The 12,885-nt window shown below is 62.4% G+C and carries 12 protein-coding genes; 1 reads left to right on the top strand and 11 read right to left on the bottom strand.

Features of this window, described 5'->3' with window-relative positions; all coding sequences use genetic code 11:
- Positions 1 to 19 precede the first annotated feature (19 nt).
- From MPZ60_RS04575 to MPZ60_RS04535, 9 genes are all read right to left on the bottom strand, one after another.
- Complete coding sequence (locus MPZ60_RS04575) at positions 20 to 817, bottom strand: SDR family oxidoreductase (protein WP_034356466.1); 798 nt, start codon at positions 815 to 817, stop codon at positions 20 to 22.
- A 106-nt stretch (positions 818 to 923) separates the two neighbouring features.
- Positions 924 to 2,231 (bottom strand): DUF3422 family protein, encoded by a 1,308-nt coding sequence (locus tag MPZ60_RS04570; protein WP_034356463.1) that lies wholly within the window; start codon positions 2,229 to 2,231, stop codon positions 924 to 926.
- 126 nt (positions 2,232 to 2,357) lie between these two features.
- The gene (locus MPZ60_RS04565; protein ID WP_003066124.1) at positions 2,358 to 3,869 is read right to left on the bottom strand and encodes a tripartite tricarboxylate transporter permease; all 1,512 of its coding nucleotides are present in this window, start codon (positions 3,867 to 3,869) and stop codon (positions 2,358 to 2,360) included.
- Positions 3,870 to 3,884: 15 nt separating this feature from the next.
- The gene (locus MPZ60_RS04560) at positions 3,885 to 4,373 is read right to left on the bottom strand and encodes a tripartite tricarboxylate transporter TctB family protein (RefSeq protein ID WP_003066123.1); all 489 of its coding nucleotides are present in this window, start codon (positions 4,371 to 4,373) and stop codon (positions 3,885 to 3,887) included.
- Positions 4,374 to 4,564: 191 nt separating this feature from the next.
- Entirely contained in the window at positions 4,565 to 6,367 is a 1,803-nt protein-coding gene (locus MPZ60_RS04555; protein WP_034356460.1) for a GspE/PulE family protein, read from the bottom strand.
- Between the two features lie 106 nt (positions 6,368 to 6,473).
- On the bottom strand, positions 6,474 to 6,836 hold the full coding sequence (locus MPZ60_RS04550) for a FlxA-like family protein (RefSeq protein WP_034356457.1): 363 nt from the start codon (positions 6,834 to 6,836) through the stop codon (positions 6,474 to 6,476).
- A gap of 67 nt (positions 6,837 to 6,903) precedes the next feature.
- On the bottom strand, positions 6,904 to 7,767 hold the full coding sequence (locus tag MPZ60_RS04545; RefSeq protein WP_012837166.1) for a hypothetical protein: 864 nt from the start codon (positions 7,765 to 7,767) through the stop codon (positions 6,904 to 6,906).
- 15 nt (positions 7,768 to 7,782) lie between these two features.
- Positions 7,783 to 8,319 carry a DNA-deoxyinosine glycosylase gene (locus tag MPZ60_RS04540; protein WP_052057625.1) on the bottom strand — a complete coding sequence of 179 codons (537 nt, stop codon included), beginning with the start codon at positions 8,317 to 8,319 and terminating at the stop codon, positions 7,783 to 7,785.
- A gap of 100 nt (positions 8,320 to 8,419) precedes the next feature.
- Positions 8,420 to 9,241 (bottom strand): TatD family hydrolase, encoded by an 822-nt coding sequence (locus MPZ60_RS04535; protein ID WP_034356580.1) that lies wholly within the window; start codon positions 9,239 to 9,241, stop codon positions 8,420 to 8,422.
- 169 nt (positions 9,242 to 9,410) lie between these two features.
- Here MPZ60_RS04535 and MPZ60_RS04530 point away from each other — a divergent pair, with 169 nt between their 5' ends.
- Positions 9,411 to 10,835 carry a methyl-accepting chemotaxis protein gene (locus MPZ60_RS04530; protein ID WP_034356453.1) on the top strand — a complete coding sequence of 475 codons (1,425 nt, stop codon included), beginning with the start codon at positions 9,411 to 9,413 and terminating at the stop codon, positions 10,833 to 10,835.
- Between the two features lie 89 nt (positions 10,836 to 10,924).
- On the opposite strand, the gene lolD is transcribed toward MPZ60_RS04530, so the two are convergent.
- Both lolD and MPZ60_RS04520 read right to left on the bottom strand, forming a co-directional pair.
- Positions 10,925 to 11,614: a lipoprotein-releasing ABC transporter ATP-binding protein LolD gene (gene lolD / locus MPZ60_RS04525; protein WP_003066112.1), complete on the bottom strand. Its 690-nt coding sequence runs from the start codon at positions 11,612 to 11,614 to the stop codon at positions 10,925 to 10,927.
- Positions 11,607 to 12,860: a lipoprotein-releasing ABC transporter permease subunit gene (locus tag MPZ60_RS04520; RefSeq protein WP_003066109.1), complete on the bottom strand. Its 1,254-nt coding sequence runs from the start codon at positions 12,858 to 12,860 to the stop codon at positions 11,607 to 11,609. Before MPZ60_RS04520 ends, lolD begins: the two co-directional genes overlap by 8 nt.
- Positions 12,861 to 12,885 lie beyond the last annotated feature (25 nt).

Below are 12,885 nucleotides of genomic sequence, written 5' to 3'. Positions count from 1 at the left end.
TTCAGCACTCGGTCACGGATCAGTAAGTGCCGGGATACAGACCGCCGTCGGGCAGGATGTTCTGGCCCGTCATATAGCCGGCCTGGCGGCTGCACAGGAAGGCACAGATGGCGCCGAACTCTTCGGCCGTGCCAAAGCGCTTGGCGGGGATCTGGGCAGCCTGGGCCTGGCGCACGGCATCCAGGTCCTGACCGGTCTTGTTGGCCGCCGCCTGATGGGTTGCCACCAGACGGTCGGTGTCGAACTTGCCGGGCAGTATGCTGTTGATGGTCACACCCTTGGCGGCAATGCCCGAACGCGCCAGACCAGCCACAAAGCCCGTCAGACCGCTGCGCGCGCCGTTGGACAGGCCCAGGATGTCGATGGGCGCCTTCACCGCGCTCGAGGTGATGTTGACGATGCGACCGAAGCCGCGCTCGGCCATGCCGTCCACCGTAGCCTTGATCAGCTCGATAGGGGTCAGCATATTGGCGTCCACCGCCTTGATCCAGGCCTCACGATCCCAGGTACGGAAGTCGCCAGGAGGCGGGCCACCGGCGTTGGTCACGACGATGTCGTAGTCCTTGCCCGGGCCGCCGGCGGCTTCGAACACTGCCGTGCGGCCTTCTGGCGTGGTGATGTCTGCAGCGACACCGATGACCTTGATCTGAGGAGCAATGGCTTGCAGCTTCTGCACGGCCAGCTGCAATGCCTCGGCGTTTCTGGCGTTGATGACCAGATTCACTCCCTCTTCGGCCAGAGCCTTGGCGCAGCCAAAACCCAGCCCCTTGCTGGCGCCGCAGACCAGAGCCCAGCGCCCGGCGATACCAAAGTCCATGTCAGTGTCCTTTCACACAGTTTCCAAGCCGGACAAACTGCCCGACGCTATCAAAATCAATAACTGCTAGAGCTTTATCAGAAAGCGCTGGCATCCAATGTCATGCTCAATGACTGCGACCATGAAACAGCTTGTGGTGCAGCCTGCGCAGCGACCACCAGACGCCCAGTGCCACAACCGGAATGGCCACGGCCGCCGTCGACTCGGGCGACCAGGGCCAGCCCAGCTTCTGTCCGCCCTTGGCCAGATAGCTGATCAGGCCGGTGATGTAGTAGGTGATGGCCGCGACCGACAGGCCTTCCACCGTGGACTGCAACTTGAGTTGGGTGCCCTGGCGGTCGTTCATCGTGCCCAGCAGCTGCTGGCTGCTTTGCTGCTGCTCGATCTCGACACGCGTGCGCAACAGACTGCTGACACGGGAGACTCGCTCGGACAGCGCATTCTGGCGGCGTGTCGCCCATTCGCAGGTGGCACGCGCAGGTGTAAGTCGCCGGTCCATGAATTCACGGATGGTCTGAATGCCATCCACCCGCGTCTCCTGAATTTCCTGAATACGCCTGTCCACCAGCTCGAAATAGGCGGAACTGGCCGAGAAGCGCGAATGCGTGGCCGCATATTCGCTCTCCACCTGCCCGGCCAAGCGGGTCAGTCGGTCCAGCAGCGCCGGTTCGGTGTCGCGGTCTGCCGCACGGATGGCATTGGCCAGCTCGGCCAGTTCACGCTCGGCCGTGGCCAGCACGGCTGCTGCCTTGCGTGCGGCTGGCAAACCCAGCAACGCCGCCATGCGATAGGTTTCAATCTCCAGCACACGCTGCACCAGACGGCCCAAGCGGCGCGGAGACAGATCGGCGCCCGCAAGCAGCAACATTCGCGAGAAACCATCGGGGTGAATCGCAAAGTCGGTAAAGATGGCCCCCGCACCGCCGGAGACGCGCGAGCCGACCAGAGTATCGGCCTGCAACATATGACGCATCAGATACTGCGGGTCCACATCCTGCTCGTTGAGCGCCCACAGGTGCAGGCTGCTCAGGCACTGCCCTGGCAGGGTTGCCAGCCAGTCGCGCGGCACGGCGTCGATGGCTGTCTCGGGCTCGCGCACATCGGCCACGCCGGCTTGCGCCATGGGCGTGGTGAAGGTCCAGGCCACGAACTCGGTGTGCTGTTCCCAACGCAGGCGAAACGCGCCCAGGTCGATCAGCACATGGGTGGTTGCCGCATCGGGCAGAGGACGATGGTGGTTGCGCAGCAGGGCCGCCACATGCTCGCGGCTGGCTTCACGCTGTGCCGCATCGGTGAGCATCACGATATGCGTGATGGCCAGAGGGGCCTGCATGATTTCCGCAGGACGGGCATGAATTTCGTTGTGCAGCAAGACCCGCTGAGGGTGCTGCGCGGGCAATAAAGACAAGGCCATGCAATCTTTCGAATAACTGCAGCTATTTTGCCGCCCTAATCCATAGTCCCCGAAACAAAGGTCCTCATATAAAAAAAGCGGCCCCAGAAGGGCCGCTTTAACGATGATCAGCGATCAGGTTGACGATCAGTCTTCCACGAAAGCTTCTTCACGCTTGTTCTTCACTGCAGGCATCAGCACGATCACCAGCAGCACCACGGCGGCAGCCAGCAGGCAGGCGGAGATGGGACGCGTCACGAACACGGACCAGTCACCACGCGACAGCAGCAGGGCTCGACGCAGGTTTTCTTCCATCATCGGGCCCAGGATGAAGCCCAGCAGCAAAGGAGCAGGTTCGGTACCCAGCTTGTGGAACACATAGCCGATGAAGCCGAAGATACCGACCATCCACACGTCCCAGACGTTGTTGTTGGTACCGTACACGCCGATCGCGCAGAACAGCACGATGGACGGGAACAGCCAGCGATAAGGCACGGTCAGCAGCTTGATCCAGACGCCGATCAGCGGCAGGTTCAAGATGATCAGCATCAGGTTGCCAATCCACATGGAGGCGATCAGACCCCAGAACAGTTCGGGGTTGCTGGTCATCACCTGAGGACCGGGCTGGATGTTGTGGATAGTCATGGCACCCACCATCAGCGCCATCACGGCGTTGGGAGGAATACCCAGGGTCAGCAGAGGAATGAACGATGTCTGAGAGCCGGCGTTGTTGGCGGATTCAGGAGCGCACACACCACGGATATTGCCTTGACCGAAAGGAACTTCGCCGGGCTTCAGCTTGGTCTTCTTTTCGATGGTGTAGGCAGCGAAGGCCGACAGCATGGCACCGCCACCGGGCAAGATACCCAGGGCCGAACCCAGAGCCGTACCGCGCAGCATGGCTGGCAGCATGCGCTTGAAGTCTTCGCTTGTGGGCAGCAGACCCGTCACCTTGGCAGCGAACACTTCGCGCTCGTCGTCGGGCTTGGACAGGTTGGCAATGATTTCGCCGTAGCCGAACACACCCATGGCGATCACGACGAAGTCGATGCCGTCGGTCAGTTCAGGAATATCGAAGCTGTAACGAGCCACACCGGAGTTCACGTCGGTACCGACCATGCCCAGCAGCAGACCCAGCACGATCATGGCGATCGCCTTGAGCAGCGAACCGGAAGCCAGCACCACGGCACCGATCAGACCCAGGGTCATCAGCGAGAAGTATTCGGCGGGGCCGAACTTGAAAGCCACTTCGGTCAGGGGTGGAGCGAAGGCAGCCAGGATGACGGTGCCCACGCAGCCTGCGAAGAAGGAGCCGATACCGGCCGCTGCCAGCGCAGGGCCTGCTCGACCTTTTCGCGCCATCTGGTAGCCGTCGATCACGGTCACCACCGACGAGGATTCACCTGGCAGGTTCACCAAAATGGCAGTGGTGGAGCCACCGTACTGGGCGCCGTAGTAGATACCGGCCAGCATGATCAGCGCCGCCACGGGAGGCAGAGCGTAAGTGGCGGGCAGCAGCATGGCGATGGTCGCCACGGGGCCAATGCCGGGCAGCACGCCGATCAGCGTACCGAGCAAACAGCCCACAAAGCAGTAGATCAGGTTCTGGAACGTGAAAGCCACGCCAAAACCCGTCGACAAGTTCTGAATCAGATCCATGGACGATGCTCCTGATTAGCCTGCAATGAAGCTAGGCCACACGGGGAACTGCAGATTCAGCGCCCACACGAAAGCGAAATAGCTACCCACTGCCAGCACGGTGGCCAGGATTGCTGTTTCCTTGAAGTTGAAACTATGACCGCCCAGGCTGGCGATGAAGACCAGCGCATAGATAGCGATGATCAGACCGAACTGAGGGATACCCACAGCAGGCACGCCCACCAACAAGATGCCGAAGGCAAAGTTGGCTGCCAGGATGAAGAACACCTGCCTCCAGGCCCACTTACCGATCTTGTCACCACCTTCGGGGCCCTTGGTCAGGCCGCCGACGCAGATGGCTGCACCCAGGATGGCCATGAGCACACCCAGGATCAGAGGGAAGTAACCTGGACCCATACGGGCGCCGGTGCCAATGGTGTAGTTGGACGCGCCGATCGCAAATGCGAGACCGACGGCCAAGAACATCAGACCGGAGAAAAAGTCTTTTTGGCTCTTGATTTTCACAAAACGTCTCCTTACGGAAATCACGACTTGGCGATTCTCGTTTCATAGAAATGCCAAATTGATGTGGATTCCACCTACAGAGGGCATACCCTAATGCCGACGCTTTGTATACATTTACCGCATTCAACCCAGGCCAATGCCGGCCTGCACTTGCTACACCAGCCAAGAAGCAAGCACTAGCACCCGGACTTTCAGATTTCGCTCATCAGCGGCGTGCAGGCCAGCACCTCGGGCAAGGTGGTCACGCCCTCGGCAACGCGCAAAGCCCCGGCCAGGCGCAGAGGGCGCATGCCGTCCTGCACGGCCTGACGGCGCAGAACGTCCATGGACGGGGCATCGTGAATCTGCTTCTTGAGGGCCTCGGTCACCATCAGCAACTCGTACAGACCCATGCGGCCGCGGTAGCCTGTCATGCGGCAGTCCTCACAACCCACGGGCTTGTAGGGCTGGTAACTACCGGTCAGTTTCCAGGGCTTGACCGATTCGGCCAGATCCTCGGGCTTTGCGTCTTCATCGCGCACCTTGCAGCTGGAGCACAGCGTGCGTACCAGTCGCTGGGCCAGCACGCCCAGCAAGGTGGCGTTGATCAGATAGGAGGGCACGCCCAGCTCCATCAGGCGGCTGACGGCGCTGGGCGCATCATTGGTATGCAGCGTGGAGAAGACCAGGTGGCCGGTCAGTGCAGCCTGCACCGCCATCTCGGCAGTGGCCAGATCGCGAATCTCGCCCACCATGATGATGTCCGGGTCCTGACGCATCAGCGCACGCAGGCCTTCGGTGAAGCCGAAGTCGAGCTGGGGTTGAACCTGGGTCTGATTGAAGCTGGGCTCGATCATTTCGATGGGGTCTTCCACCGTGCTGACATTGACCTCCTCGGTCGCCACACGCTTGAGCGTGGAGTACAGCGTGGTGGTCTTGCCCGATCCCGTGGGGCCGGTGACCAGGATGATGCCGTGCGGGCGCTTGACCAGATCTTCCCAGCGCTGCGCGTCATGGGCACTGAAGCCCAGCGCATCCAGGTTCTTGACCGTGTTCTCCGGGTCGAAGATGCGCATCACCATCTTCTCGCCAAAAGCCGTGGGCAAGGTGGACAAGCGCATTTCCACTTCCTCGCCGCGCGGGTTGCGCGTCTTGATACGGCCATCCAGCGGCCGCCGCTTTTCCACCACATCCATGCGCCCCAGCAACTTGACGCGCGCCACCATGGCATTCAGCACGCCCATGGGCATCTGGTAGACCGGATGCAGCACGCCGTCGATGCGAAAGCGGATCACGCCCTGCTCGCGCCTGGGCTCCAGATGAATGTCGCTGGCCCGCTGGTCGAAGGCATACTGCCACAGCCAGTCCACCACGCGCACCACGCCCTGGTCGTTGGCATCGAGCTGCTTGTTGCTTTTGCCCAGCTCCACCAGCTGTTCAAAACTGGCGCCGCCGGTCGCTCCACCGGCTTTCTCTGCCGCACGCACGGACTTGGCCAGGGCGAAGAACTCTGCCGTATAGCGCTTGATATCCTGCGGATTGGCCACCACGCAGCGCACGCTGCGGCGTGCCTGCCGCTCCACCTCGCTCACCCAGTCGCTGATGAAGGGCTCGGCCGTGGCAATCACCACCTCCTTGGCGGTCACCTGCACGGGCAGTACCTTGTGGCGCTCGGCATAGCTGGCGCTCATGACCTCACCCACGCGGCCCACATCCACACGCAGCGGATCGATGCGCAGATAGGCCAGACCGCTGCGCTGTGCCAGATACTGGGTCAGGGTCTCCAGATCCAGCGGCTGACGCGTCTGGGCGCCGACAACACCTACATTGGCAAGCCGCACCAGCGGCAGTTGCGCGCTCTCTGCGGCCGAGCAGCGCGCAATCGTGCGCTCGGCCTCCTGCGCCGTGATCACAGCGTCTTCCTGCAACCATTGCACCAGCTTGCGCCAGTCCAGCGGTCCCTGGTATTGAGCAGGCTTGATGGACTGTGGCAGAAGGGATTCAGTCAATGACATGGGCGGCAGTGGCAACAAAACTGCCTTGACTGTACCGCCATCGGCCCGCGCTTCTGACTAGGACGATACAAAGCAGGCGAACGATGGCATTCATCTCTGATGCAGCTCAGGCATATTCGTCCAGCAGTCCGCCCAGGCCGCCCTGGCCCGGATTGCCACGACTTCTGCTCTGCATCTGCTCATCCTGCTTTTGCTGGACTGCCTCGATCCCGCGCTGGGCAGCCTGCTGGGCTTGCTGTGCCTGCTGGTTCTGCAATGCCTCTATCTGGGCCTGCAACATCTGGATCTTGGTCTGCAGCAGTTGCGCCTGCTGCTCCTTGGTTTTGGCATCAGCGTCGCTGTTGGCAACTTCCTTGAGTTCGTTGGTGGCATCCTTGATCTGCCTTTGCAGCTGCTGGATACGCGATGCAATGCCGCCCCCCGAAGTGGCTGAACCGGCAGAACTGGAGGAAATGGCACTGATCGTCATGTCCACATCATCGGCAGAAAACCGCCACCATCAAGGCCGACACAAGCACTTTACTCAGGCTTTGCAATTACACGGTAGCGCCCCGGCCGATGCGGCTGACTTTGGCTTTGGCCGTCTTGCTGCCTGCCTCTGCATCGCGTGCAGGCACAAACACCTTGGCCCAGCGGGTGGTGTTCAGATCCCAACGGGCCTGCACCTGATCGCAGGCCAGATCCAGCTCGGCGCCCTGCAGCACACGCGGTGTGCGCTGTGCCAGCACCACGGTATTGCCTTCGCGTGTGGGGCGGAAGGCCCAGAGCGCGTCCTCGCCAAAAGCCTGGGCCATCTGATCCAGGCTTTTGTCAAAGCTGGAGGAGCGGCCAAAGAGGTTGACGGTCATGATGCCGTCCTCGGTCAGCAGATTGCGGCAATCGGCATAGAACTCGGCGCTGTCGAGCACGGGAGCCGCAGCCTCATGGTCATACAGATCGACTGCCAGTGCATCGACCGTGCCCTGCCATTCGGGCTTTTTGATTTCCTGGGCTGCATCGGCCAGCACCACCTGCAGCGTGCTGCTGTCAGGCGGCAGCTTGAACCAGCTGCGGCACACGGCCAGGACCTGAGGGTTCAGCTCGACCGCCGTGGTCTTCATGCGCAGCTTCTTGTGGCAGAACTTGGTGATGGCGGCCGCTCCCAGACCCAGTTGCATGGCGTGCATCCGGGGCACTTCAGCAGGCTCGGCAAACAGCAGCCAACCCATCATGCGCTGCACATACTCCAGGTCGATATCAAAAGGATCGCGAATACGCATGGAGCCCTGGACCCAGGGCGTGCCCAGATGCAGATAGCGGATATCGCCGTCGTCGGAGACGCTGACTTCTGGCAGCTCCTGCACGCTGGCCACATTCTTGTCTTGCGCGGATTTGGCACCGCCACGGGTTTTACGGATCACGTTTCACACCAATCTTCAAAGCAGGCCATGGGCCGCCAGCGCATGGCGCCAGGCCTGCAGTTTTCTATCGAACGACCAGCCGGCATTGGCCGGGCTGGTGGATGGCAGCTTGAGGGCGATCAGCCCCAGCGCCTCTGTCTGACGGGCATGCTTGTAGCTCTCGCCGCCGTTGTGCAACGCCAGTTGCAGATCAGGGCAGCGCTGACGCAGTCCGGCAAAGTTGTTGACCTGGGCTGCGCGAATGGAGCTATCCAGACTGCCTTCGCGCTCGCAGCTCGCATACACATCCCACAGACCCAGCCCGCGTGCCAGCAGCCATTCGCAGCGGCCCGCGTAATCACTACGTGGCGGCTGCAGGTGCTGGGGCCACAAGGCCTGCAGCAGCGGCCAGAACTGGTTTTGCGGATGGGCGTAGTACTGCGCCAGCTGCAGCGACTTCAGGCCCGGAAAGCTGCCCAGCACCAGGGCCCGCGTGCGGCCATCGGCCACCGCGGCCAGCCCCTGCCAGCGCGGGCCTGTCTCTGTCACGGTGGCAGAAGAATCCTCGGTCATGCCCTATTGTCGCCCAGCCATCATCATCCTGGATCTTGGGCTGACATTCAAAAAGATGAGCATGAGCCTCTTTGCCTGCAAAGGATAGCTACTGCCCCATCTACGGCAGTGCCGGCAGCCCTTTGAGCGCCTTACGTGCATTGGCCGTGCAGGCCTGCGCCAGCTGCTCAATGCCCATACCGCGCAGCCGCGCGATCTCCGCCGCAATGCGCGGCAGCTCGGCGGAGCTGTTGCGCCCCTGGGGCTGACCGGCCGCACGCTGTTCGGCCGTGGTGTAGAGCCAGTGCGGCGGAATATCGGGAGCATCGGTTTCCAGAACCAGCGCCTCCAGCGGCAGGCTGGCCGCCAGCTCACGAAGCTTGAGCGCGCGCTCATAGGTGATGGCACCGCCAAAGCCCAGCTTGAAGCCCATATCAATGAAGGCCTGCGCCTGCTGGGCGCTGCCGTTGAACGCATGGGCAATGCCACCCACAACCCTGTGCTGACGCAAGGTCTTGAGCAGACGATCGCTGCTCTTGCGCACATGCAGGATCACGGGCAACTCGAACTCGCGTGCCAGCCGGATCTGCTGCTCGTAGAACCAGATCTGGCACTGCTCGTCCAGTCCGGGGACAAAAAAGTCGAGACCGATTTCGCCCACCGCCACCAGTTGCGGGTCGCCGCGCTGCTGATGCAGCAGCTCGCGCAGCGCCGCGATATCGGACTCCTGCGCGCCGGGCGTGTAGAGCGGATGAATGCCCAGCGCATAGCTGTCGCCATGGCGATGGGCAAGCGCAATCACATCCTGCCAATGGCTGCGCTGTACGGCAGGAATGACCAGATGCGTGACGCCTGCGGCCTGCGCAGCGGCGCGCACGGCATCTCTGTCAGGTGCGAACTCGGGCGCATCCAGATGGCAATGAGTATCTATCCAGGTTGGCATCCACACATCATGCATCGGCTGGGCTGCTTGCGCAGCCCGGCCTCGGCCGATGACACGTCAAGTGACTACAGACAGTTTCCTGCCTTGTCCTACGATTCACATATTGAAACAAATAAAACATTAAGCAACTTTACCCCCTACCCTGCGCGACCGGCCAAAGGAGCAAGTTATGAAGGGACCTCTGCAAAGCACGCTCTGGCAACGCCTGAGCCAAAGTCATCAGCGCGCCGACATGCAGGGCAAGCTGGCCGCGCTGGATCAGGTGCAGGCCGTGATCGAATTCGATCTGCAAGGTCATGTGCTGACGGCCAATGACAACTTTCTGCGCACCATGGGCTATAGCCCCGAACAGATCATCGGCCAGCATCACCGCATGTTCGTCGATGAGGAAACCCGCAGGTCTGCCGAGTACGCCCAGTTCTGGCAGCGCCTGGCAGCGGGTCTGCACGACAGCGGACGCTACCGCCGCATCAACAGCCAGGGCGAGGACGTGTGGCTGCAGGCCAGCTACAACCCGATCTTCGACAGCCAGGGCCAGCCGCGCAAAGTCATCAAGTACGCCACCGACATCACCGAGCAGCAGCAGCACGAAGACGATGCCCGCGGCCAGCTCCAGGCCATTGCCAAGGTACAGGCCATCATCGAGTTCGATCTGAACGGCAACATCCTCACGGCCAACGATCTGTTCCTGCAGACCATGGGCTACTCCCTCGCCGAAGTCGTGGGCAGGCACCACAGCATGTTCGTCCAGCCGCACGAGCGCCAGTCCCCGGCCTATCAGCATTTCTGGCACAAGCTGGCCCTGGGCCATCATGATGCCGGCCAGTACCTGCGCATAGGCAAGGCCGGTCGCCAGGTCTGGATCGAAGCCAGCTACAACCCCATACTCGACGCCGAAGGCCGCCCCTTCAAGGTTGTCAAGTTCGCTACCAACATCACGCGCCGCGTGACCGCAGCCCAAACCCTGCGTGCCACGGTGGAAGGTCTGACCGAAAGCGCCAACCATGCGCGCCAGGCCAACGAGCTAGCCCAGGACGCCTGCAGCGTGGCCGAGGCCGGCGGCCGCACCGTGCAGGATGTGGTGACCACCATGGAATCCATCAGCGCCAGCTCGCGCAAGATCAGCGACATCATCGGCATGATGGACTCCATCGCCTTCCAGACCAATCTGCTGGCGCTCAACGCCGCCGTGGAAGCGGCCCGCGCCGGCGACCAGGGGCGCGGCTTTGCCGTGGTGGCCAATGAGGTGCGCCAGCTGGCCCAGCACAGCGCCGAAGCCGCCAAGGAGATCAAGCAGCTGATCCAGACCTCGGTCACCCAGGTCACCCAGGGGGTGAACCAGGTGCGCGAGGCCGGCACCACCATGGCCGAGATCGTGAACTCCTCGCGCCAGGTCACGCAGATCATGGGCGAGGTGGTGCAGACCTCGCTGGCCCAGTCCGCCAGGCTGCGCGAGGTCACCGACGATCTGACGGCGCAGGATGTTTCGGCCAATCCAGGCTCGGTCAAGCCGCGCCCTGCCGTGCCGCTGCAGGCTTCGGCCCGTGAGCAGGCCACGATCGCCATCCGGAACGCGGCGGTCGGCGCTTATTGAAAAAAGGAAAAGCGCCCCAGGCACTTCATGAAAAAGGCCCGGCGCTGCAAAGGCAGCGACCGGGCCTTTGCCCGTCGGCAGGCAGGAGGTCAGGCCAGCTGTCCCTGCCCCAGCCTGACCATGCGATCGCAACGCGCTGCCAGTCCTTCGTCATGAGTGACCATCACAAACGCCGTGCCATGGCTGCGCGCCAGCTCCAGCATCAGCGCAAACACCGTATCGGCCGTGCCGCGATCCAGATTGCCCGTGGGCTCGTCGGCCAGCACGCAGGCCGGACGCGTAACCAGGGCACGTGCAATGGCCACGCGCTGACGCTCGCCTCCCGACAGCTCGGCCGGGCGATGCGCCATGCGCTGGCCCAGGCCCACGGCGCGCAGCATCTCGGCGGCGCGATCCATGCAGTCCTCCTTGGCATCGCGGCGAATGCGCAGCGGCATGGCCACATTCTCCTGGGCCGAGAACTCGGCCAGCAGATGATGGAACTGGTAAATAAAGCCCAGATGCTGGTTGCGCAGCGCGCCCTGCTTTTGCGGGCTGAGCTGGTGCAAGGGCTGGCCCATGAGGCTGACGCTGCCGGTGGAGGGAGCATCCAGCCCGCCCAGCAAGTGCAGCAAGGTGGACTTGCCCGAACCCGAGGCGCCGACAATCGCCAGTGTCTCGCCCGCCTGAACCTGCAGATCCACGCCCTGCAGCACGGTCACATCCAGCTTGCCTTCGGCAAAGCGCTTGGTCAGGCCGCGTGCCTCCAGCACGCTCTGGCCCATCACAACATCATTCATAACGCAGTGCCTCCGCAGGGTTCACGCGGCTGGCACGCCAGCTGGGGTAAATCGTGGCCACAAAAGAAAGAATCAGGGAAATCACGGCGATCGGCACGATGTCCGTGGACTGCGGCTCGCTGGGCATCTTGCTGATCAGGTAGATGTCCTTGGGCAGGAAGTTGGCATGCAGCGCCTGCTCTATGGCCGGCACGATGACGTCGATATTGAAGGCAATCGCCAGCCCCAGCGCCAGACCGGCCAAGGTACCGATGACGCCGACCATGGCTCCCTGCACCATGAAGATGCCCATGATGGACGAGGGCGAGGCCCCCAGGGTACGCAAGATGGCAATATCGGCACGCTTGTCCTGCACGCTCATCACCAGGGTGGACACCAGATTGAAAGCCGCCACGGCCACGATCAGGGTCAGGATGATGAACATCATGCGTTTTTCGAGCTGCACGGCGGCAAACCAGGTCTTGTTCTGCTGCGTCCAGTCACGGATGAACAAACGGTCCGTCAAGGTGTCAGCGAGTTCATGCGCCACGCGCGGGGCCTCGTGCAAATCCTTGAGCTTGAGGCGAATGCCGGTCGGCCCTTCCAGGCGGAAGATGCGCTGTGCATCCTCGTAATGCATCATCACCAGCGCCGAGTCATATTCGTAGTGACCGGAATCGAAGGTGCCGGCCACCGTCATCTGCTTCATGCGCGGCAGCACACCGGCCGGAGTGACCTGTCCGCTGGGAGCGATCAGCGTGATCACATCGCCTTCGCTCACACCGAGATTGCGCGCCAGCTCGATGCCAAGCACCACCTTGAACTCGCCGGGCACCAGACGCTTGAGCACCTCGCCGCTGGTGGCCGCCAGATCGGTCACCTCGCCCTCACGCGCCGGATCGATACCGCGCACCAAGGCGCCTTTCATATCCTCGCCGCGCGCCAGCAAGGCCTGAGCTGCCACAAAAGGCGCGGCCCCCACCACATCGGGGTTGGCCCTGGCCTCGCGCATGGTGCGCTCCACATCAGGCAGAGGCGCGCCCTGCGGGGCGTAGATTTCCACATGGGAGACGACGCTGAGCATGCGATCCCGCACTTCCTTCTGGAAGCCGTTCATCACGCTCAGCACAATGATCAGCGCCGCCACGCCCAGCGCAATGCCAAGCATGGAGACACCCGAGATAAAGGAGATGAAGCCATTGCGGCGTGTGGCGCGTCCTGCACGGGTATAGCGCCAGCCCACGGCCAGTTCGTAGGGAAATTGCATGTTGTCAGCATTGTGGCATTGCCGG

Source organism: Comamonas sp. 7D-2 (assembly GCF_022749555.1).
Classification (GTDB): domain Bacteria; phylum Pseudomonadota; class Gammaproteobacteria; order Burkholderiales; family Burkholderiaceae_C; genus Comamonas; species Comamonas thiooxydans.
The sequence above is the reverse complement of the archived record's forward strand: the minus strand, read 5'-3'. Positions and strand labels throughout refer to the sequence as shown.